The organism is Stutzerimonas stutzeri, assembly GCF_024448715.1.
Classification (GTDB): Bacteria; Pseudomonadota; Gammaproteobacteria; order Pseudomonadales; family Pseudomonadaceae; genus Stutzerimonas; species Stutzerimonas stutzeri_AR.
This window is the reverse complement of record NZ_JAMOHZ010000001.1, coordinates 407,485-430,228: the sequence shown is the minus strand read 5'-3', so window position 1 is coordinate 430,228 and position 22,744 is coordinate 407,485. Positions and strand designations below refer to the sequence as shown.

17 protein-coding genes are annotated in these 22,744 nt (G+C 57.5%); 9 read left to right on the top strand and 8 right to left on the bottom strand.

The annotated features are described in order from the left end of the window. The first annotated feature begins 28 nt into the window (after positions 1 to 28). The 3 genes from lon to NAV33_RS01815 all read left to right on the top strand — a co-directional run bounded on the left by lon (position 29) and on the right by NAV33_RS01815 (position 4,893). On the top strand, positions 29 to 2,425 hold the full coding sequence (lon, locus tag NAV33_RS01825) for an endopeptidase La (RefSeq protein ID WP_255976279.1): 2,397 nt from the start codon (positions 29 to 31) through the stop codon (positions 2,423 to 2,425). Positions 2,426 to 2,558: 133 nt separating this feature from the next. Further along, positions 2,559 to 2,831 (top strand): nucleoid-associated protein HU-beta, encoded by a 273-nt coding sequence (gene hupB / locus NAV33_RS01820; RefSeq protein ID WP_003282502.1) that lies wholly within the window; start codon positions 2,559 to 2,561, stop codon positions 2,829 to 2,831. 208 nt (positions 2,832 to 3,039) lie between these two features. Next, the gene (locus NAV33_RS01815) at positions 3,040 to 4,893 is read left to right on the top strand and encodes a SurA N-terminal domain-containing protein (RefSeq protein WP_255976277.1); all 1,854 of its coding nucleotides are present in this window, start codon (positions 3,040 to 3,042) and stop codon (positions 4,891 to 4,893) included. A 70-nt stretch (positions 4,894 to 4,963) separates the two neighbouring features. On the opposite strand, the gene fabI is transcribed toward NAV33_RS01815, so the two are convergent. From fabI to NAV33_RS01785, 6 genes are read right to left on the bottom strand one after another with little or no spacing between them, the layout of a single operon-like run. Continuing rightward, the gene (fabI, locus tag NAV33_RS01810) at positions 4,964 to 5,758 is read right to left on the bottom strand and encodes an enoyl-ACP reductase FabI (RefSeq protein WP_255976990.1); all 795 of its coding nucleotides are present in this window, start codon (positions 5,756 to 5,758) and stop codon (positions 4,964 to 4,966) included. Further along, positions 5,739 to 7,388, bottom strand: a complete 1,650-nt coding sequence (locus NAV33_RS01805; RefSeq protein ID WP_255976275.1) for an ABC transporter ATP-binding protein — start codon at positions 7,386 to 7,388, stop codon at positions 5,739 to 5,741. The genes fabI and NAV33_RS01805 overlap by 20 nt, the downstream gene beginning before the upstream one ends. A gap of 1 nt (position 7,389) precedes the next feature. Then, positions 7,390 to 8,409 carry an ABC transporter permease gene (locus tag NAV33_RS01800; RefSeq protein ID WP_255976273.1) on the bottom strand — a complete coding sequence of 340 codons (1,020 nt, stop codon included), beginning with the start codon at positions 8,407 to 8,409 and terminating at the stop codon, positions 7,390 to 7,392. Position 8,410: 1 nt separating this feature from the next. Next, on the bottom strand, positions 8,411 to 9,484 hold the full coding sequence (locus tag NAV33_RS01795; RefSeq protein WP_255976271.1) for a microcin C ABC transporter permease YejB: 1,074 nt from the start codon (positions 9,482 to 9,484) through the stop codon (positions 8,411 to 8,413). A 2-nt stretch (positions 9,485 to 9,486) separates the two neighbouring features. Beyond that, positions 9,487 to 11,370: an extracellular solute-binding protein gene (locus NAV33_RS01790; RefSeq protein WP_255976269.1), complete on the bottom strand. Its 1,884-nt coding sequence runs from the start codon at positions 11,368 to 11,370 to the stop codon at positions 9,487 to 9,489. Continuing rightward, positions 11,367 to 13,196, bottom strand: a complete 1,830-nt coding sequence (locus tag NAV33_RS01785; protein WP_255976988.1) for an extracellular solute-binding protein — start codon at positions 13,194 to 13,196, stop codon at positions 11,367 to 11,369. Before NAV33_RS01785 ends, NAV33_RS01790 begins: the two co-directional genes overlap by 4 nt. Positions 13,197 to 13,358: 162 nt before the next feature. On the opposite strand from NAV33_RS01785, the gene NAV33_RS01780 reads away from it, so the two are divergent. Continuing rightward, positions 13,359 to 14,783: an HDOD domain-containing protein gene (locus tag NAV33_RS01780; protein WP_255976987.1), complete on the top strand. Its 1,425-nt coding sequence runs from the start codon at positions 13,359 to 13,361 to the stop codon at positions 14,781 to 14,783. A gap of 40 nt (positions 14,784 to 14,823) precedes the next feature. On the opposite strand, the gene NAV33_RS01775 is transcribed toward NAV33_RS01780, so the two are convergent. Both NAV33_RS01775 and gloB read right to left on the bottom strand, forming a co-directional pair. Beyond that, positions 14,824 to 16,371, bottom strand: coding sequence for a lytic transglycosylase domain-containing protein (locus tag NAV33_RS01775; protein WP_255976267.1), 1,548 nt, complete (start codon positions 16,369 to 16,371; stop codon positions 14,824 to 14,826). 100 nt (positions 16,372 to 16,471) lie between these two features. Further along, on the bottom strand, positions 16,472 to 17,251 hold the full coding sequence (gloB, locus tag NAV33_RS01770; protein WP_255976265.1) for a hydroxyacylglutathione hydrolase: 780 nt from the start codon (positions 17,249 to 17,251) through the stop codon (positions 16,472 to 16,474). A 110-nt stretch (positions 17,252 to 17,361) separates the two neighbouring features. Between gloB and NAV33_RS01765 the strand changes: the two genes are divergently transcribed. The 5 genes from NAV33_RS01765 (at position 17,362) to NAV33_RS01745 (ending at position 22,744) form a co-directional block, all read left to right on the top strand. Further along, complete coding sequence (locus NAV33_RS01765) at positions 17,362 to 18,120, top strand: class I SAM-dependent methyltransferase (RefSeq protein WP_255976263.1); 759 nt, start codon at positions 17,362 to 17,364, stop codon at positions 18,118 to 18,120. A gap of 17 nt (positions 18,121 to 18,137) precedes the next feature. Next, the gene (gene rnhA, locus NAV33_RS01760) at positions 18,138 to 18,590 is read left to right on the top strand and encodes a ribonuclease HI (protein ID WP_255976261.1); all 453 of its coding nucleotides are present in this window, start codon (positions 18,138 to 18,140) and stop codon (positions 18,588 to 18,590) included. 13 nt (positions 18,591 to 18,603) lie between these two features. After that, the gene (gene dnaQ, locus NAV33_RS01755) at positions 18,604 to 19,365 is read left to right on the top strand and encodes a DNA polymerase III subunit epsilon (protein ID WP_255976258.1); all 762 of its coding nucleotides are present in this window, start codon (positions 18,604 to 18,606) and stop codon (positions 19,363 to 19,365) included. A gap of 114 nt (positions 19,366 to 19,479) precedes the next feature. Continuing rightward, positions 19,480 to 21,732, top strand: a complete 2,253-nt coding sequence (locus tag NAV33_RS01750; RefSeq protein WP_255976256.1) for an Orn/Lys/Arg decarboxylase N-terminal domain-containing protein — start codon at positions 19,480 to 19,482, stop codon at positions 21,730 to 21,732. Positions 21,733 to 21,931: 199 nt separating this feature from the next. Further along, positions 21,932 to 22,744, top strand: a complete 813-nt coding sequence (locus NAV33_RS01745) for a crotonase/enoyl-CoA hydratase family protein (RefSeq protein ID WP_255976254.1) — start codon at positions 21,932 to 21,934, stop codon at positions 22,742 to 22,744.

Here is a 22,744-nt window from a genome sequence, read left to right as displayed (position 1 = left end):
GCCGTATGGCCGTCGTAGAGCTGAATTTATGAAGACAACCATCGAATTGCCCCTTTTGCCGCTGCGCGACGTCGTGGTTTACCCGCACATGGTAATTCCGCTGTTCGTTGGCCGGGAAAAGTCCATCGAGGCCCTCGAGTCCGCCATGGCCGGTGACAAGCAGATACTGCTGCTGGCTCAGAGGAACCCAGCCGATGATGATCCGGCTGAAGAAGGCCTGTATCGCGTGGGTACGATCGCGACCGTTTTGCAGCTGCTCAAGCTCCCCGACGGCACTGTCAAGGTGCTTGTAGAAGGTGAACAGCGCGGCGTCATAGATCGTTTCTTCGATGTGGATGATCACTGCCGTGCCGAGGTGTCGCTTATCGAAGAGTCGGACATCGAGGAGCGCGAAGCGGAAGTCTTTACCCGCAGTCTGCTGAGTCAGTTCGAGCAATACGTTCAGCTCGGCAAAAAAGTCCCCTCCGAAGTGCTCTCATCGCTTGCAAGCATCGATGAACCGGCGCGCCTGGTTGACACCATGGCTGCGCATATGGCGCTCAAAATCGAGCAGAAGCAGGCGATTCTGGAAATTACCGAGCTGCCCGCTCGGGTTGAACACGTACTAGCCTTGCTGGATGCCGAAATCGATCTGCTTCAGGTTGAAAAGCGTATCCGTGGACGCGTTAAGAAGCAGATGGAGCGTAGCCAGCGCGAGTACTATCTGAACGAGCAGATGAAGGCTATTCAAAAAGAACTGGGTGATATCGACGAAGGTCACAATGAAATCGATGACCTGAAGAAGCGCATCGAGAATGCTGGCCTGAGCAAAGATGCCCATGCCAAGGCGACAACCGAGCTGAACAAGCTCAAGCAAATGTCGCCAATGTCGGCTGAGGCCACTGTGGTTCGGACCTACATCGACTGGCTGGTGAACGTGCCCTGGAAGGCCGCCAGCAAGGTGCGCCTCGATCTGGCAAAGGCTGAAGACGTACTCGATACCGACCATTACGGCCTCGAAGAGGTGAAGGATCGCATTCTCGAGTACCTTGCCGTGCAGAAGCGCGTCAAGAAGCTCAAGGGGCCGGTGCTATGTCTGGTTGGCCCGCCGGGCGTGGGCAAGACTTCGCTGGCGGAATCCATCGCACGCTCCACTAACCGTAAGTTTGTGCGAATGGCGCTGGGTGGCGTGCGGGATGAGGCCGAGATTCGCGGGCACCGCCGTACCTATATAGGGTCAATGCCAGGCCGGTTGATTCAAAAGATGAGCAAGGTCGGTGTTCGTAACCCCCTGTTTCTGCTTGATGAAATCGACAAGATGGGCAACGACATGCGCGGCGATCCGGCATCGGCGCTGCTTGAGGTGCTTGATCCCGAGCAGAACCATAACTTCAATGACCATTATCTTGAGGTCGACTACGACCTGTCCGATGTGATGTTTCTCTGCACCGCCAACTCCATGAATATTCCGGCGCCACTGCTGGATCGCATGGAGGTGATACGTCTTCCTGGGTATACAGAAGACGAGAAGATCAATATTGCGATTCGCTATCTGGTTCCGAAGCAGGTGCAGGCAAATGGATTGAAGAAGGCCGAGCTGATTTTCGACGAAGAGGCCATACGCGACATAATTCGCTATTACACGCGTGAAGCTGGCGTTCGCGGTTTGGAGCGCCAACTGGCGAAAGTCTGCCGGAAGGTAGTCAAAGAACATGCGGCAGAAAAGAGCTTCGAGGTGAACGTCACTGCCGAATCGCTCGAGCATTTCCTTGGGGTGCGCAAGTTCCGTTACGGGCTTGCTGAACAACAGGATCAAGTCGGCCAAGTGACCGGCCTGGCCTGGACTCAGGTCGGCGGCGAGCTACTGACCATCGAGGCGGCTGTGGTGCCTGGTAAGGGTCGTCTGACCAAGACCGGTTCGCTCGGCGACGTGATGGGCGAGTCGATTACCGCTGCACTTACTGTCGTCCGTAGTCGGGCCAAGAGCCTGGGTATTCCGCTGGACTTTCATGAAAAGCAGGACATTCATATTCACGTGCCGGAAGGGGCAACGCCGAAGGACGGCCCCAGCGCCGGTATCGGGATGTGCACGGCGCTTGTTTCCGCGCTGACGCAGATTCCCGTTCGCGCCGAGGTCGCCATGACCGGAGAGATCACCTTGCGTGGCCAGGTGTTGGCCATCGGTGGGTTGAAAGAGAAATTGCTCGCCGCACATCGAGGCGGCATCAAGACGGTAATCATCCCTGAAGAGAATCAGCGTGATCTGAAAGAGATTCCTGAGAATATTAAGCAGGACCTGCAGATTAAACCGGTGAAGTGGATTGACGAAGTCCTCCAAATTGCGCTGCAATACGCGCCGGAGCCCTTGCCTGATGCGGCTCCCGATATAGTTGCAAAGGAAGACAAACGCGAGTCTGATTCCAAGGAGCGAATCAGCACGCATTAGTCTGGAAGGCTTTGTTGACACATTTTCGGCGTCCTTGTTATAAACCGGCCCCTTGTGTCGCTGCTATTTCAGCACCGCTTTTGCTTACACCAAAAATTAAAGATTTGACTCAACAGAAATAAGGGGACTTAGAGTGAACAAGTCGGAACTGATCGATGCCATCGCTGCATCTGCTGATATCCCGAAAGCTGTTGCTGGCCGCGCGCTGGATGCAGTGATTGAATCCGTCACTGGCGCACTGAAGGCTGGTGATTCCGTGGTACTGGTTGGTTTCGGTACTTTCGCTGTAAAGGAACGCGCTGCTCGCACCGGCCGTAACCCTCAGACTGGCAAGCCGATCAACATCGCTGCGGCCAAGATCCCAGGCTTCAAGGCAGGCAAGGCTCTGAAAGACGCTGTCAACTAAGCGTTTTCGATCCGGCCAGTTGTCAGTTAGCACTGGCCCTGGCTTGGAGCGGTTATTCGAACAGGTTTTGCCTGTTGCGTTCGGGCTTGGGGGATAAGGCCCAACCGCTCCAAAGCTCCGAGAAGGCGCATCCCTGGATGCGCCTTTCTTTTATCTGGATTCCACCCGTGCTGCAGCGACCGTTGCGCAGCTGACTCCTGGGGGACGCATGCTTCAGAATATCAGGGACAATTCACAAGGCTGGATTGCCAAAACCATTATCGGCATCATCGTTGTGCTGCTGGCACTGACAGGCTTCGACGCTATCTTCAATGCCGCGAGCAACAGCCGCCAAGCTGCAGAGGTCAACGGTGAGGAAATCTCGCTGGACGAGCTCAACCAAGCGATGAACATGCAGCGTCGGCAGTTGGCTCAGCAGCTGGGTGGCGATTTCGATCCGGCATTGCTGGATGACAAGCTAGTGCGCGAGTCATCCCTTCGCGCACTGATCGATCGAGCACTGTTGCTGCAGGGTGCACGCAGCGCCGATTTTGCCTTCTCCGAGACAGCCCTCGATCAGCTGATTCTGCAGACACCCGAATTTACCGTAGACGGTGCATTCAATGCGGCACGGTTCGATCAAGTTATTCAGCAAATGGGCTACACCCGTCTCCAATTTCGCGAGCTGCTGAAGCAGGAAATGCTGATCGGACAGCTTCGTGCTGGCATTTCCGGTTCTGGTTTTGTCACGGATGAGCAGATCGAAGCGTTTGCTCGCCTAGAGCAGCAGACCCGTGATTTTGCGAGCATTACCGTGCCGGCGGATGCGGATGCGGTTGAGGTAGGCGACGAAGAGGCGCGTGAGTACTACGAGCAGAACACTGACCGCTTTCGCTCGCCGGAGCAGGTTGTTCTTGAGTATGTCGAGCTGAACAAGGATTCGTTTTTCGACCAAGTCGAGGTATCGGATGAGGAGGTGCAAAACCTCTATCAGGAGCGCATCGCGAACCTGGCGGAGCAGCGCCGTGCAGCGCATATCCTGATCGAGTCGGATGAGTCCAGCGACGCCGAGGCTAAGGCGAAGATCGAAGAGATCGCCAAGCGATTGGCTGCAGGCGAAGATTTCGCGGCGCTTGCCAAGGAAGCTTCCGAGGACCCGGGTTCGGCCAATGAAGGCGGTGATTTGGGTTTTGCTGGGCCAGGTGTTTACGACCCGGCTTTCGAGGAGGCGCTTTATGCGCTTGACGAAGGGCAGGTGTCGAGTCCGGTGCGTTCTGATTTTGGCTGGCATTTGATTAAACTGTTGGGTGTTAGGTCGCCCGAAGTGCCAGCGCTCGAAGATATGCGGCCTGAGCTGGTTCGAGAGCTCAAAGCGCAGCAGGTCGAGCAGCGTTTTGTCGAGGCGAGCAAGTTGTTGGAAGACACCGCATTCGAGTCTTCTGATCTCGCGCAACCGGCGCAAGAACTAGGTCTGACAGTGCAGGCGACCGAACCATTCGGCCGTGAAGGCGGGGCCGGTATCGCTGCCAATCGACAGGTTATCCAGACAGCGTTCAGTGACGAGGTTCTGATCGATGGCGCCAATAGCAGCGTCATCGAACTGGATCCGGACACCGTCGTTGCGGTGCGCGCCAAGGAGCATTTGCAGCCGGAGGTTTTGCCTTTCGATTCGGTGAAGGAAGACATCATCACTCAGCTGCGGCGTAGCAAGGCTGCCGAGATGGCAGGCGAGGAGGGCGAGCGCTTGATGGCTACGCTGCGTGAAGGAGGACAGGCGGCACAGCAGTGGCAACCAGTGGAAGCCGCTTCGCGAAATCAGGACGGCGTTGAGCCGGCGGTGCTACAGCAAGTGTTTCGGATGCCGCGGCCTGCGGCGAGTGACAAGCCAACTTACGGTAGTGTTCGTCTTCCCAACGGCAGCTTTATCGTTATTCGCCTGGATGGCGTAAGCGAGCCAACAACGGAGCTCTCGGAGGACGATAAGCAGAACTATCGTCGCTTCCTGGCCTCGCGCAGCGGACAGCAGGATTTTGCCGCCTACCGACAGATGCTGCATGCCGATGCTGAGATAGAAACGTTCTGATAGGTCGCTGACAGATCTGCGCAAGCATAAAAAACCCGCATTCAAGTGCGGGTTTTTTATGAGCGATAGATCAGTCTTCGATCGCCCCCATTGCCGTGGTGTTGAAGCCACCGTCGACGTAGAGAATTTCACCGCTAATGCCGGAGGCCAGGTCCGAGCAAAGGAAGGCGCCGGCATTGCCGACTTCATCGATGGTAACGTTGCGGCGCAGTGGGGTTTGCTTCTCGTTGGCCGCCAGCATCTTGCGGAAGCTTTTGATCCCGGACGCTGCCAATGTACGGATGGGGCCAGCTGAAACGGCGTTTACGCGAGTGCCCTCCGGACCGAGGCTGCCGGCCAGGTAACGCACACCTGCCTCGAGGCTGGCTTTGGCCATACCCATTACGTTGTAGTTGGGCATGGTGCGTTCTGCACCCAGATAGGAAAGCGTGAGGATGCTGCCGTTGCGGCCTTTCATCATCGGGCGACCGGCCTTTGCCAGCGCTACAAGACTGTATGCGCTGATGTCGTGCGCGATACGGAAGCCGTCACGGGTGGTGACGTCGGTAAAATCGCCATCGAGCTGATCGCCTGGGGCGAATCCTACCGAGTGAACGATGCCGTCCAGACCATCCCACTTTTCACCCAGCGCTTCGAAAACCTTGACGATCTCATCGTCGCTCGCGACGTCGCATGGGAAGCACAACTCCGGACCCGACCCCCAGCTGGCGGCGAATTCTTCGACGCGACCTTTGAGCTTATCGTTCTGATAAGTGAAAGCCAGTTCGGCGCCTTCGCGGTGCATGGCCGCGGCGATGCCGGAGGCGATCGACAGTTTGCTGGCGACGCCGACGATCAGTACGCGCTTACCGGTAAGAAATCCCATGTGCTTGTCCCTCTTCTGGTTGTTCATCAGCCGCTGGCACCATAAAGGCAGACTCCAGCAACTGCTGTGTATACGAATGTTGGGGGGCGGCAAAGATCGCCTCGGCCACTCCCTGTTCAACTACCTTGCCTTGCTTAACCACCATCATCTGGTGGCTTAACGCCCGAACCACCGCCAGGTCGTGGCTGATGAACAGATAGGTCAGGTTGTACTTGGCCTGTAGCGAGCGTAGTAGCTCAACCACCTGCCGCTGCACTGTTCTATCCAATGCCGATGTAGGCTCATCAAGCAGGATGAGATCCGGCTTGAGCACCAGAGCCCTAGCTATGGCGATCCGCTGTCGTTGCCCCCCAGAAAATTCGTGGGGATAGCGATGGCGGCTCTCGGGGTCCAGTCCAACCTCGACCAGCGCATCGATGATCGCCTGTGCTTGTTCCTCTGCAGACCCCATACCATGAATGCTGAGACCTTCACCGACGATCTGGCCGACCGACATCCTGGGGCTGAGGCTGCCAAACGGATCCTGAAATACCACTTGCATCTGCCGTCGTAGCGGGCGAACCGCACGTTGCGACATTTGCTGCAACGCCTGCTCCTGAAATCTGATCTCGCCGCTACTGGATAGCAACCGTAGAATTGCGAGCCCTAAGGTCGACTTCCCCGATCCGCTTTCACCGACGATCCCCAATGTCTGCCCCTTCGGCAGGCTGAACGTGACGCCATCAACTGCCTTGATGTGATCGACAGTGCGCCTGAACAATCCCTTCTTGATTGGGAACCAGACCCGCAGATCGCTCACTTCCAGCAATGCCGGTGCCGACGCTTCAACCGTTACCGGTCCGCCGCTAGGCTCTGCCGCGAGCAGTTCCCGGGTGTAAGGATGCTGCGGCGAGCGGAACAATTCTTCACAAGGCGCCTGTTCGACGACGCGACCGCTCTGCATGACACATACGTGATGGGCGATTCGCCGGACAAGATTGAGATCATGGCTGATCAGCAGCAGAGCCATCCCCAGGCGCACCTGAAGTTCCTTGAGCAGTTCAAGGATTTTCAGCTGCACCGTTACATCCAGCGCCGTGGTCGGCTCGTCGGCGATGAGCAATTCAGGTTCGTTGGCCAGCGCCATGGCAATTACCACACGCTGGCGCTGTCCGCCGGATAATTCGTGCGGATAGGCCCGAATCCTTTGTTTAGGTTCTGGGATTCCAACCAGCTCGAGCAACTCAAGGGTCCGGGCCGTAGCGGCCTTGCCGCTTAACCCTTTGTGGATCTGCAGCACTTCGTTGATCTGCGTGCCGACGGTATGCAGCGGGTTGAGTGAAGTCATCGGCTCCTGAAACACCATCGCGATGCGATCGCCGCGTATGCCGCGCATGCGTTTTTCATTCGCCTTGAGCAGGTCTTCTCCGGCGTAGCGAATTTCACCGGCCGGGTGCTGCGCGAGCGGATAAGGCAGTAGGCGCAGTATCGAGTGAGCTGTGACTGACTTGCCGGAACCGCTCTCGCCGACGAGTGCCAGGGTCTCGCCCTTGCGAATGTCGAAGCTCACGCCCTCGACGACTCGCTGAGTCCGGTCCCCGCTGACGAACTCGACGGCTAGATCGCGAACCTCTATAAGATTTTCGGCCATGCTATTTCCTTGGGTCGAAGGCATCGCGGGCGGCCTCGCCGATAAACACCAACAGAGTCAGCATGATCGCAAGGACCATGAACGCGCTGATGCCCAGCCACGGCGCCTGCAGATTTGCCTTGCCCTGCGCCACCAGCTCACCCAATGATGGCGCGCCGGGTGGCAAACCGAAGCCAAGGAAATCCAGGGCGGTCAGCGTGCCGATTGCCCCGGTAAGGATGAATGGCATGAAGGTCATGGTAGAAACCATGGCATTGGGCAATATGTGGCGGAACATGATTGCACCATTTCGCATGCCCAGCGCTCGAGCTGCGCGCACGTATTCGAGGTTGCGACCCCGCAGAAACTCGGCACGAACCACGTCGACCAGGCTCATCCAGGAGAACAGCAGCATGATGCCGAGCAGCCACCAGAAATTGGGCTGCACGAAGCTTGCGAGGATGATGAGTAGGTAAAGCACTGGCAATCCGGACCAGATTTCCAGGACACGCTGCCCAACGAGGTCGACCCAGCCACCGTAAAACCCTTGCAGGGCGCCGGCGATCACACCGATCACCGAGCTGATTAAAGTCAGCGTGAGCGCGAACAATACCGAAATGCGAAAGCCGTAGATGACACGGGCAAGTACGTCTCGGCCCTGATCGTCGGTACCCAGCCAGTTTTGCCCCGATGGTGGGGCAGGGGCGGGAACCTGAAGGTCGTAATTGATGCTGGAATAGTTGAACGGGATCGGCGGCCATATCATCCAGCCGTCCTTTTTTTCGATCAGCTCCTGGATGTAGGGCCCCTTGTAGTTGGCCTGCAGCGGAAACTCGCCGCCGAATGTCGTTTCCGGATAACGCTTGAATATAGGGAAATACCAGCCTCCGTCGAAACGCACCACGATCGGTTTGTCATTGGCGATCAGTTCGGCGCCGAGACTTAGGACGAATAGTACGAGAAACAACCACAGCGACCACCAACCGCGTTTGTGGGCCTTGAAGAGAGCGAAGCGCCGCTGGTTCAGCGGGGTCAGCTGCATGTCAGGCCTCCCTGCTTTCAAAGTCTATTCGCGGATCGACCAACGTATAGGTCAGATCGCCGATCAGCTTGACTACCAGGCCGAGCAGGGTGAACAGGAACAGGGTGCCGAACACCACGGGATAGTCGCGGTTGATGGCGGCCTCGAAGCTGAGAAGGCCAAGACCGTCGAGGGAGAAGATCACTTCGATCAGCAGCGAACCGGTGAAGAACATACCGATGAATGCCGACGGGAAGCCTGCGATGATGATCAGCATCGCATTTCGGAACACGTGGCCATAAAGCACTCGATTCTTGCTCAGACCCTTGGCACGGGCAGTGATCACGTATTGCTTGTTGATCTCGTCGAGAAAGCTGTTTTTCGTCAAGAGAGTCAGGGTCGCGAAGTTGCCGATGACCAATGCGGTGACCGGCAGCGCAAGATGCCAAAAATAATCGATGATCTTACCGGTCAGCGTTAGCTCGTCGAAATTACCAGAGGTCAAACCTCTCAGCGGGAACCAGTTCCAATAACTGCCGCCGGCAAAGAGCACGATCAGCAGAATGGCAAACAGAAACGCCGGAATTGCATAGCCGACGATGATCGCCGAGCTGGTCCAGACATCGAACGGGCTGCCGTGGCGCGTGGCCTTGGCGATGCCCAACGGTATCGACGTCAGGTACATGATCAAGGTGCTCCAGAGTCCCAACGAGATCGAGACCGGCATCTTCTCGATGATCAGATCGGTGACCTTGGCGTCGCGGAAGAAACTCTCGCCGAAATCCAGGCGCAGGTAGTTACTGAGCATGATCCAGAAGCGTTCCGGTGCCGGTTTGTCGAAGCCGTATAGGCGTTCGATTTCGGCGATCAGATCCGGGTCCAGGCCTTGCGCACCCCGGTAGCTATTGCTGCCGGTGGCCACTTCGGAGCCGCCACCAGCGATACGGCTGGTCGCACCTTCGAAGCCTTCCAGTTTGGCGATTGCCTGTTCGACCGGGCCGCCAGGCGCGGCCTGGATGATGATGAAGTTAATTAGCAGAATGCCGAAGAGGGTCGGAATAATCAGCAGTAGCCTGCGAAAGATATACGCGAGCATCCCTAGCGCTCCGCGGCAGTGCTGATGGCGCTGGCGGCCTCTGCTTTGGCGGCCGGCTCGTCGCTGACTGCTTCCGGATCAGGTGCCTCGGCGCTGGGCTTGTGCCACCAGGTCATCAGGCCGATATCGTAACGGGGCGTGATTTCGGGATGAGCAAGGTGATTCCAGTAGGCGACACGCCAGGTCTTGATGTGCCAGTTTGGAATTACGTAGTGGCCCCACAGCAGCACGCGATCCAGTGCACGGGTGCTGGTGATCAACTCTTCACGCGAGTCGGCGGCGATCAGGTTCTCCACCAGCGCATCGATTGCCGGATCCTTCAGCCCGATGAAGTTGCGACTTCCTGGATTGTCCGCACTTGCCGAATGCCAGTATTCGCGCTGCTCGTTGCCTGGCGAACTAGATTGGCCGAAACCGCTGACGATCATGTCATAGTCACGTGAGCGTAGTCGGTTGATGTACTGCGAGACGTCGACCCGGCGGATTTCGAGATCGATACCCAAGCCGGCAAGGTTGCGCTTGTAAGGCAAGAGAACCCGCTCGAAGTCCGCCTGTACCAGCAGAAACTCCAGTTTGACCGGCTTACCGCTGGCATCCACCATACGGTCGTTTTCTATTTTCCAACCCGCGGCGGTAAGTAATTCGTAGGCGCGACGTTGTTGCTCGCGGATCATGCCATCGGCGTTGGTCTGTGGCAGCTTGAAGGGCTTGTCGAACACGCCCTCGGGTATCTGGCCGCGCAGTGGCTCGAGAATGCTCAGTTCTTTCTCGCCCGGCAAGCCGGAGGAGGCGAGCTCGGAATTGTCGAAATAGCTGCGGGTACGGGTATAGGCGCCATTGAACAGTTGGCGATTGGTCCATTCGAAATCGAAGAGCAGGGCCAAGGCTTCCCGAATTCTGGCGTCCTGCAAATGCGGTTTACGAATATTGAAGATGAAGCCTTGCATGCCTTGCGGGTTATGGTTGGCGATCTCCTCCTTGATGATCCGCCCGTCCTTGACTGCCTCGGTATCGTAGGCGGTAGCCCAGTTCTTCGCGCTGGTTTCTAGCCAATAGTCGAAGTGCCCGGCCTTAAAGGCCTGGAGCGCCACCGTGTTATCACGGTAGTAATCGAAGCGCACCTGATCGAAGTTATAGAAGCCGCGGTTGACCGGCAGGTCCTTGCCCCAATAATCTTCGACTCGGACATATCGGATCGAGCGGCCAGCCTCTACCTGCTCTATTCGATACGGCCCGCTGCCCAATGGGGGCTCCATACTGCCGGAGGTGAAATCCCTTTCTGCCCACCAGTGTTTCGGCAGCACCGGCAGCTGTCCGAGGATAAGCGGCAGCTCGCGGTTGCCCGCGTGCTTGAAATCGAAACGGACGCGACGCGGCCCCTCTACAACGGCTTTCTCGACGTCAGCGTAATAGCCGCGATAATGCGGCGCTCCCTTGCTGATCAATGTCTCGAAGGTGAAAACGACATCCTCGGCCTTCACCGGCTCGCCGTCGTGAAAGCGGGCTCCGGGGCGCAGATAGAAACGTACCCACTCGTTGTTCGGGCCTTTCTCGATTTTTTCCGCCAGCAGACCGTAGACCGTGAACGGCTCATCCAGGCTATTGGTTGTCAGGGTGTCGTAGACGAGACCGATATCGTCCGCTGCGACGCCCTTGTTGATGAAGGGATTGAGCGAATCGAAGCTACCGAAGCCTGCCTGTCGCAGGGTTCCTCCCTTGGGGGCGTCGGGATTGGCATAGTCGAAATGGGAAAAATCCGCAGGATATTTGGGCTTCTCGCCATACAGGGTCAACGCATGTTGCGGAGCTGCTTCGGCAATTCTCGCAAGACACACAAGGGCAAGGATGCCCGCATGCAGGAATGATAGGGGTAAGTTTCTTATCATTGAGCCTTCTCCAAGTCCTTCAACCACCAAGCACGTAGTCCGAGTGTATAAGGGGGTGTGGTGACATGGGCGAACCGATTACGGTAAGCCAGACGGTGATAATTGATGAACCAGTTGGGGATGGTGTAGTGGTTCCAAAGTAAAACGCGATCAATGGCGCGTACGGCGGAAACCTGCTCGTCTCGGGTCTTGGCTGAGATCAGTTTTACGATCAGCTTGTCGATCACCGGGTTGGTGATGCCGGCGTAATTGCGGCCACCCTTGACGTTTACTTGGCTTGAGTGGAAATACAACCACTGTTCGAGGCCTGGACTCAAACTTTGACTCAGGGTTGTCAGAATCATGTCGTAGTCGTATTGATCCAGGCGCTGCTTATATTGCGCGCCATCAACGCTACGCAGACGAGCCTGTATGCCGATGCGCGCCAGATTCTCCACGTAGGGCTGGAGGATGCGCTCGAGTCGCGGGTTGACGAGCAGGATCTCGAATTGAAATTCACGGCCTTTCTTGTCGCGAAGGCCCTCCGAGGTGAGCTCCCAGCCGGCTTCTTTGAGTAAAGCCAGCGCCTTGCGCAGGGTGTCGCGTGGGATGCCGCGTCCGTCCGTTTCCGGTAGCTCAAACGGTTCGGTAAACAACTTGGGGGGAAGCTGATCGCGGAACGGCGACAGCATTAGCCACTCACCCCCTTCCGGTGTGCCGGTCGCTGAAAACTCGCTGTTCGGGTAATAGCTCTCGCTGCGCTGATAGGCGCCGTAGAACAAAGCACGATTGGTCCATTCGAAATCAAACAGCATGCCCAGTGCCTGGCGAATCCGGATGTCGGAAAAGACTAGTCGACGCCCGTTCATGAACAGGGCTTGCGTCTGGGTGGGAATCTGATGCGGTATCTCCGCTCGAATTACATCGCCGCGAAGAACAGCCGGAAATTGGTAGCCATTGGCCCAATTCTTCGCTTGGTGCTCGATATAAAAGTCGAATTCACCGACCTTGAACGCTTCGAAGGCAACTGTACTGTCGCGATAGAACTCCACCTGGACACGATCAAAATTGTATTTACCACGATTGGCTGGAAGATCGGCTCCCCACCAGTTCTTCACCCGCTCGAACGTCATGCGACGTCCCGGCTGAACCTCACTGATGCGGTAGGGACCGCTACCGAGCGGTGGGTCGAACGTAGTGGCGCGAAAATCCCGGTCTTTCCAATAGTGTTGGGGCAATACTGGCAGCTCACCGAGACGCATAATTAGCAATGGATTGTCGGGCTTGTCGAATACGAAGCGAATCCGATGGCGATTGAGTATGTCGACTCGCTTGATTCCCTGTAGGTCGGTGCGAAACCGAGGATGGCCGTCTTTGATCAATAACCGATAGGAAAACGCTACATCGTAGGCGGTAATTGGCTGGCCATCATGGAAGCGTGCCGAATCGCGCAGATTGAAAACTACCCAGCTATGGTTGTCGCTGTATTCGATGGTTTCGGCGATAAGACCATACGCCGAAGCCGGTTCGTCTCCCGAGGGATCATAAATGCCAGTGCCTACCATCAATGGCTCGTTCAGCTCGCTTATGCCGTACTGGAAAAACCCCGGCGTCGCGATTGGACTCGTCCCTTTAAACGTGTAGGGGTTGAGCGTGTCGAATGTCCCAGAGGCCATCACCCGCAAGGTACCGCCTTTCGGCGCATCGGGATTCACCCAATCGAAATGGGCAAAGTTATCTGGATACTTGAGTGCGCCAAACTGCGCATAACCGTGGCTTTCGCTGATGGTCGCGAAGGACGGAAAGCTCAGTCCTAGGCAGCTCAATAACAATAGGACGGGTCGCATCAAACGGTGAATCCGATCCATGGCGCTTTCGGTCTTTTCGGCCGAGTACAGTAACAGCTTGTATCCACTGGAAAAAGGCCGACCATCTGGGCAAACTCCCTTTCCTTTAGCCGCCCGAACGTTGGGTAAGGTCGCGAATCTTTGAGTGAAACTAGCTATGGTTTGCAGTCATGGATAGACCGCTTGAACCAATCCGATTTGCCCGCACTGGCTGCGGTCGTTCAGGACCTGCAACGGCTTACGGAGCAGGAGCACTCGTCAGTACAGCAGCTTGCGGATGTACTGCTGCGAGATGCGTCGCTGACAACAAAGGTGCTTCGGGTCGGCAACAGCAGCTATTACAACCCATCCCAGGAAACCATCAAGACCATTTCCCGCGCCATCGTCATGATCGGTTTCGATAATGTTCGGCTGATCAGCCTTTCGGTCAGCCTGATCGACGGCCTCCTTGATCGTGCGCCGCGACAGCAATTGCAGGAGTTGCTGGCTCGCTCGTTTCACGCTGCCGTGCAGGCACGCAACATCGCCGGGTATGTGCTGACGAGACACGAGGAAGAGGTGTTCATCGCGGCACTGCTTCATGACGTTGGCGAGCTTGCATTCTGGGGCTGCGGTGGCGAGCAGGCCGACGAGCTTGGCGACGCGCTGGCGGCCAGCGACACAGATCACGACCAAGCAGTCCAAAGGGTGCTCGGTACCAGTTTTCGTCAGTTGAATCTGGGGCTGATCAAAAGTTGGAATATCGGTGAGTTGGCTAGTCTCGCTCACAACACGGCAAATCTGCGTGACCCTGCGGTTCGTTCGGTCAGCTTGGGAGTCCGTATCAGCGCGGCTGCATTGAGTGGGTGGGGATGTCCGGAAATGGAGGGTCTGGTTAGGGAGTTGGCCGAGTTCAGCGGCATATCCGAAGCCGACGCCATGCAGCAGATTCTTGCTAGCGCAGATGAGGCGGTCAAAGTGGCGACAACTTTCGGCGCCAGCCGACTCTGCAAGCTAATCCCTTCGACTGACCCGGAACAAGTGTTGCTACAACAGGCGCAACGCAAGGCAAGCCAGTTGCAGCCAAATCTGCTGCTGATGCAACAGGCAATGCAGGATCTTGGGGCGATGGCTACCACTCGCGGTGATGTAGGGCTGATCCTCGATACCTTGCTTAAGGGTTTGCATCAAGGCGCGGGGTTGGAACGCGTGATGCTGACGGTCCTTGCTGATCAGCATACGACCTTTCGCGCCAAACGCGTCGCAGGAGAGCAAACTCAGCCTTGGCTTGACGAATTCGCCTTGCCTGCCGACCAATCCGGTCAGATGCACATCTTCAGTTACGTACTTCGACAGCGTCAGCCGTTATGGATGGGCGTACCGGCAAGCTACAACCTCGATGAGCTGATTACTTTGCCGCTTCGTCAGCAGCTGGGTAAGGGGATGTTCTTCATTGCACCATTGATGGCGGGCACTCGAGAGATCGGTGTCCTCTACGCTGACAACCGGATATCCGGCCGAGCGCTGAAGCACGAGCAGTTCGTCGCATTTCAGCGTTTCACTCAATTGGCCGGGCGTTGCCTTGATGCGCTAAGCAAGCGCGGTTAACAGCTAAATGGCGTCGTATAGGCGCTTTGCGCGCCTGCAGCTAATGGGGGAGGTAGAGCGTTAGAGTCTGGCCTGGCTTTAGCATCACGCTATCCTTGGGATTCCAGGTCTTCAGATTGTTAATCCGAACATTGAAGCGTCTGGCGATCTCATAAAGTGAATCACCTTTCTTGACCTTGTAATAGGTCGGCGCGGATTTGGCGTGCTGATTGTTGCTAGCCGCCTGGAGAAACAGTGCCTGACCAACCTTCAGGTTGCTGCCCGACAAGTTGTTCCAACGCTGCAAGTCACGTACCGAGACTTTCTTTGCCTTGGCTATATCCCAAAGGTTATCGCCCTGGCGAACCCGATAGCTGCGCGGCGCCGGTTGGCTTCGCGCAACAGCGTGCAACAGCTCGCGAGATTGACCGGCACCGGCTGATTGCGGAATGCTCAGCACTTGGCCGATTTGCAGTCGATCACCCTTGAGGCGGTTGATATCACGAATAATATTGACTGAAAGATGGTGTCGGTTGGCGATCGCACCGAGCGTGTCGCCTGGGCGCACCTTGTACTGCTGCCAATCGACCAGATCTTGCGGCTTCATCAGCGCCAGGTTGGCGGCAAGCATTTCCGCCTTAGCGCTCGGGACTAGGAGATGCTGCGGTCCGTCCATGGTGATCCGGCGGGTAAACGCTGGATTGAGTTGATAGATCTCATCCTCGTCTATGTCCACCATCTCGGCGACTTTGGCTAGATCCATGCGCTGCTTCAGGGTGACCACTTCAAAATAGGGCTCGTTGGCGATCGGGCTAAGATTGAGGCCATATGCCTCGGGACTCTGCACCATTTGCGAGAGCGCCAGTAGCTTAGGCACATAGTCCTGCGTTTCACGGGGTAGGGGCAGGTTCCAGTAGTCGGTGGGTAAACCGAGTTTCTGGTTGCGCTCAATGGCTCTGCTGACTGTTCCTTCGCCGGCATTGTAGGCCGCTAACGCCAGCAGCCAGTCGTCATTGAACAGGCCATGCAGATAAGTCAGGTAGCGCAGTGCGGCGGTGGTCGAGGCGGTAATGTCACGCCTGCCGTCGTACCAGCTGGTTTGTTGCAAATTGAAGTGGCGGCCGGTCGAGGGAATGAACTGCCAGAGGCCCATTGCTTGAGCTGGTGAATAGGCGAAGGGGTTGTAAGCGCTTTCGATTATCGGCAACAGCGCCAGTTCAAGCGGCATGTCGCGCTCTTCGAGCTGCTCGACGATGTAGTGGATATAGAGGCTGCCGCGCTCGCTGGCAATCTCGATGGACTCCGGACGGCTGGCTAGAAGCAGGCGTTGCTGCTCGATGCGGGGATTGCTGGCCAGATATTCCTGCATCTTGAAGCCGTGCCTCAAGCGATCCCAGATATCCGAGTGTGTCGGCGCAGCGGGTTTGTGCGTGAGCCAGAGGGTCTCCTGCACCAACGGCGCAGCTGCCGTCTGAGGGCTCATGCCTGTCGGTGCTCGTGAAACAGTGCTTTGGCAGCCAGTTATAGCGAGACAGATTGCCAGCGCCAAAGCCCGGCCGGAGGCTGCCAAGGCGTCCGGATTAGGGCTGTTCGAAGAGTAAGACGGCATTGGCTGAAGGTTACCCCAGAAGCAAAATTCGAGGGAGTGTAGGAATGCCGTTTCGGTGGGTCAAGCGGACGCCGCGGTTTTGGGGACTGGTCGACCTTCGTTAAAAGCTATCCTTCCAGGAGCGTAATGCGGCGAACACAGTTTCTGGCGTGTCGAGCGGATGGCCGACTCGCCGGCTTGCGGCAGCTACCACGGTGGGTTCTGCGCTGCGCAGGAACGGGTTGGTAGCCTGCTCGGTCCGCAGGTCAGACGGGAGAGTGATGCGTTTCGCCTCGCGCAGCCGGGTTACCTGTTCGAGCCGCTCGGCAATCTCTTGATTGTCCGGTTCGACTGCCTTGGCGAAACGCAGATTGCTCAGAGTGTATTCATGGGTGCAGTACACCTGGGTTTGCGTAGGCAACGCCGCCAGCCGCTGCAAAGAGGCGAACATCTGTGTCGCGGTGCCCTCGAAAAGACGCCCACAGCCGGCAGCGAACAGGGTGTCGCCGCTCAGCAGCCAGGGCGTCTGCGCGTCGTCATGGAAATAGGCAATGTGGCCAAGGGTATGGCCAGGCACCTCTATGACTGCCAACTCGTGGTCGAGTACGCGGATACGCTGCCCATCGCTGAGGGCGTCATCTCTTGCTGGAATGTTCTCCGCGGCAGGGCCGTAGACTCTGGCGCCATGCTTGGATTTGAGCTGCTGCACGCCGCCGACGTGATCCGGGTGGTGATGGGTGATCAGGATATCGGTCAAGCGCCAATCGGGATGGGAATCCAGCCACGCCTGAACGGGGGCCGCATCGCCTGGATCCACTGCAGCACAGCGGCGGCGTTCTGAATCCTGCAGCATCCAGATGTAGTTATCGGTGAAAGCAGGTAAAGCTTCTATTTTCAACATATGTGCGGTCGCCAAGCCATTCGTAAAAGCGCATCCTAACAGCCGGATTTGAAAGTGAACCGGCCGGAAATCGCGGTCGGACTGGCCAAACCGATGAACGGAGGCGAGCCATGAGCGATGAGTCTTGTGCCAAGACAGACGACCGGTGGCTGTCCCTGATGAACGAGGCATGTACCTGGTTTGATGGTCCGTCTGGTCGCCAGTTGCTGGAGCAGGAGCAGCGGGTGATCAGCTTGGAGTTGGCGCGTTGTTTCGGCAGTTATTTGGTGCATTACGGTCCTTTTGCCGACACGCCGATCGAGCCGCAGAAAATCAAGCGCAGCGTGCGAGTGGGGCCTCCATTACCGGGTGTCGAAATCATCTGCGAAGAGCAATCTTGGCCGATCGGCGAGCACGCTGCCGACGTTGTGGTCGTCCAGCACGGGCTCGATTTCAGTCTTTCGCCGCACGCCCTGTTGCGCGAGGCTGCTCGTAGCGTTCGGCCAGGGGGGCATTTGCTGATCATCGGTGTCAACCCGTGGAGCCCTTGGGGTGCAACGCGTCTGCTGTCGCGCAAGGCCTTTCGCCATGCTCGCTGCATTCGTCCCACGCGGGTTGGTGACTGGCTGAACCTGCTCGGATTCGCGCTGGAGAAACGTCGGTTCGGGTGCTATTGTCCGCCGCTTTCTTCGGGCCGGTGGCAGGCGCGGCTGGCCGGGTTGGAAGTTGCCGGCCAACGGCTGCAGATGCCTACCGGTGGCTTCTACGTGTTGGTGGCGCGGAAATTGATGGTGGGCCTGCGACCCCTGCGGCAAAACCGACGGGAGCGTATGGGCCAACTGCTGCCGATGCCGGTGGCGAAGGTCAGCCGGCGCGATGCCGAACAGTAACGAGCAAGTAATCCTTCATGAGCGATGACACGGTCGAAATCTATACCGATGGTGCCTGCAAGGGCAATCCGGGTCCGGGAGGCTGGGGTGCGCTGCTGATCTATAAGGGCGTGGAGCGCGAGCTCTGGGGTGGCGAAGCGGAAACCACCAACAACCGGATGGAGCTGATGGCGGCGATCCGAGCACTGGAAGAGCTGAAAAGGCCTTGCCAGGTACGGTTGGTGACCGACTCCCAGTACGTCATGCAAGGCATCAACGACTGGATGCCCAACTGGAAGAAACGGGGCTGGAAAACTGCAGCCAAGCAACCGGTGAAAAACGCGGACCTGTGGAGGTTGCTGGACGAGCAGGTCAGTCGCCACCAGGTGAGCTGGCAGTGGGTCCGCGGGCACACCGGCCACCCCGGAAACGAGCGCGCCGATTTGCTGGCCAATCGCGGCGTAGTGCAGGCCAAACGACAAACCGCTTGAGAGAGTTGCGAACATGCGTAGCGTAGTGCTGGATACCGAAACCACCGGCATGCCGGTGACCGATGGCCACCGGATCATCGAGATCGGTTGTGTCGAAGTAATCGGTCGACGCCTTACGGGTCGGCATTATCACGTGTATTTGCAGCCGGATCGTGAAGTCGACGAGGGCGCCATCGCGGTTCACGGGATCACCAATGAGTTCCTGATTGGCAAGCAGCGCTTCAATGATATTGCCGATGAGTTTTTCGAATTCATCAAGGGCGCGCAGCTGATCATTCACAACGCAGCGTTCGATGTCGGATTCATCAACAACGAATTCGCTTTGCTCGGGCAACAGGATCGCGCCGAACTGAGCGATCACTGCAGCATCCTGGACACCCTGCGAATGGCGCGCGAGCGTCATCCAGGGCAGCGCAACAGTCTGGATGCGCTGTGCAAGCGCTACGGCGTGGACAACTCGGGGCGCGATCTGCACGGCGCTTTACTCGACGCCGAGATCCTCGCCGATGTCTACCTGACCATGACGGGAGGTCAGACCAATCTATCCCTGGCTGGCGACGGTGCTGATTCCGAAAATGGCGGGCGTCGGCAGCCAACGCCGATCCGCCGGTTGCCGACCGATCGACCCAGTACGCTGGTCATCCGGGCCAGTTCAAATGAAGTTGCTGCGCATGCGGCCCGCATGCAGGCCATCGAAAAAGCGGCTGGCGCGACGCCACTCTGGGTTCAGTTGGAGCAGGCCGTGGAAGTCGAGGCTGAGGCTTCGCCAGCCTGAGAATTCGAGTCGGCGCTGCCTTTGTCGCGGCGACGGTGTTGTGATCGGATTTTCGGGGCTGGTACTTGAGGGCAGAGCTTCTACGCTGAGGGGGAACGTCCTCAGGAAGTGCCCATGTACAAAGACCTCAAGTTCCCCATTCTCATCGTTCATCGCGACATCAAGGCCGACACCGTTGCTGGCGAGCGGGTCCGCGAAATAGCAGCTGAACTCGAGCAGGACGGCTTTCATATTTTGCCTACGGGCAGTGCCGCAGAAGGGCGTATCGTCGCCTCGACGCATCACGGGTTGGCCTGCATTCTGGTTGCCGCCGAAGGCGCGGGCGAGAATCAGCGGTTGCTGCAAGACGTTGTGGGGCTGATCCGTGTGGCGCGGCGTCGCGCACCACAGCTACCAATATTCGCTCTCGGTGAGCAGATCACCATCGAGAACGCCCCGGCCGAAGCAATGGCTGACCTGAATGAGCTGCGCGGGTTGCTTTATCTTTTTGAAGACACGGTGCCCTTTCTGGCTCGGCAGGTCGCAAGGGCCGCGCGCAGTTATCTGGATGGTCTGCTTCCGCCGTTCTTCCGTGCGCTGGTTCAGCACACGGGTGACTCCAACTATTCCTGGCACACGCCTGGGCACGGCGGTGGCGTCGCGTTTCGTAAGAGTCCGGTCGGTCAGGCCTTTCACCAGTTCTTCGGCGAGAACACGCTACGCTCCGATCTGTCGGTTTCGGTACCGGAACTTGGCTCGCTCCTCGATCACACAGGGCCGCTGGCAGCGGCAGAGGCCCGCGCGGCACGCAACTTCGGTGCAGACCACACGTTCTTCGTCATTAATGGCACTTCGACAGCAAACAAGATCGTCTGGCATTCGATGGTGGCGCGTGACGACCTGGTATTGGTCGACCGCAACTGCCACAAGTCGATTCTGCATTCGATCATCATGACGGGCGCGATCCCTCTGTACCTGACGCCCTCACGCAACGAGCTCGGCATTATCGGTCCCATCCCGCTCGAAGAATTCTCACCAGAATCGATTCAGGCCAAGATCGACGCCAACCCGCTGGCTCATGGGCGGCCGCCTCGGGTGAAGCTGGCGGTGGTAACCAATTCCACTTACGACGGCCTCTGCTACAACGCCAACCTAATCAAGCGAACCCTCGGCGACAGCGTTGACGTCTTGCATTTTGACGAGGCCTGGTACGCCTACGCCGCCTTTCATGAGTTCTACGACGGCCGCTACGGGATGGATACTCGCGAACAAGGACCGTTGGTATTCACGACCCACTCGACGCACAAGGTGCTGGCTGCCTTTAGTCAGGCTTCGATGATTCATGTGCTAGACAGTCAGCAACGGCAACTGGACCGCGATCGCTTCAACGAAGCCTTCATGATGCACATCTCGACGTCCCCGCAGTACGGCATCCTTGCATCGCTCGATGTGGCGTCGGCGATGATGGAAGGCCCTGCCGGCCGCTCGCTGATTCAGGAAACGTTCGATGAGGCGCTGAGTTTTCGTCGTGCGCTGGCCAATCTCCGGCAGCATCTGGCTGCGGACGACTGGTGGTTCAGTATCTGGCAACCATCGGCGGTTGACGGCGCAGAAGAGCTGATTACGGCGGACTGGTTATTGGGGCCGGAAGCGGACTGGCATGGCTTCGGTGATGTTGCCGACGACTACGTCTTGCTAGACCCGATCAAGGTCACACTGGTCACTCCGGGGCTTACCGCTGGTGGCAAGCTGGGTGAGCGCGGCATTCCCGCTGCGGTTGTCAGCAAGTTTCTCTGGGAGCGAGGCCTTGTGGTGGAAAAAACCGGACTCTATTCGATTCTGGTGCTGTTCTCCATGGGCATCACCAAGGGCAAATGGAGCACCCTGTTGACCGAGTTGCTGGAGTTCAAGCGGCACTATGACAATAACGTACCGCTATGCGATGCGCTGCCAACCATCGTGAACGCCGGCGGCAGCATGTACGTTGGAATGGGTTTGCGAGATCTATGTGACTCGCTACACGAGTGTTACCGGGAGAACGCCACCGCAAAAGCTATGCGGCGTATGTATACCGCCTTGCCGGTATTGGCAATGAAGCCGGCCGATGCGTATGACAAGCTGGTGCGGGGGGAAGTCGAAGCGGTACCCATCGAAGCGCTCGAAGGCCGTATTGCCTCGGTAATGCTGGTGCCGTATCCGCCAGGTATTCCGCTGATCATGCCCGGCGAGCGGTTCACCGCCGAAACGCGCTCCATACGCGATTATCTCGACTTTGCGCAACGTTTCGCCATGCGCTTTCCCGGGTTCGATGCCGATGTACATGGACTGCAACGTGAGGATCATCCGGAGGGCGCGCGTTATACGGTTGACTGCATTCTGGAGAGCTGAAATACGTCGCTTCGGCAGTTAGGGTCGGTATTGCCGGATGTCAAAGTGGATGATGCGCAAGGGCGTGGGTTGCATCACAACGTCCCGCATCGACTTTCACCCGGCTGTTGTTATAGTTGTTCGGCTAAGAACAACCCTGCCGAGGGGCTGTTCAACTTGATTAAGGCACTGAGGTGCCTCGGCTGTCGAGGATGATAGCGTGACTGAATACCAAGCCTTCCGCGTGGAGCTGAAGGATAAGATTGCCCATGTAGCGATCAACCGACCCGACAAGATCAACGCCATGAATGCGGCGTTCTGGAACGAGATCGTCGACATTTTTCAATGGATCGACGATACGGATGAGGTTCGGGTGGTTGTGCTGTCGGGTGAAGGCAAGCACTTTTCCGCAGGTATCGACTTGCAGCTGCTGGCTCAGGCCGCAACCCAGATGGGTACGGACATCGGACGCAACGCCGAGCGCCTACGCCGCCAAATTTTAAAGCTACAGGCTTCGTTCAATGCTGTGGACAATTGCCGCAAGCCGGTTATTGCAGCCATTCAGGGCTATTGCATTGGTGGTGCGATTGATCTGATTGCGGCCTGTGACATGCGTTACGGCACGTTCGATGCGCAGTTTTCCATCAAGGAAATCGACATGGGCATGGCTGCGGACGTCGGTACGCTGCAGCGGTTGCCGCGAATCATCGGCGACGGAGTGATGCGCGAGTTGGCTTATACCGGACGCACCGTGGACGGCAAGGAGGCACAGGCCATCGGTCTGATCAATCGGGCATATCCCGACCAGCAGGCATTAATGGATGCGGTGTTAGCGCTGGCGTCCGACATCGCTGCGAAATCACCAGTGGCGATTCGCGGCACCAAGGAAATGATCCGCTACATGCGTGATCACCGTGTCGACGATGGCCTGGAGTACATCGCCACCTGGAATGCGGCAATGCTTCAATCGGCAGATCTCAAGGTGGCCATGGCCGCTCACATAGGCAAACAGAAACCGGACTTCGCTGACTGA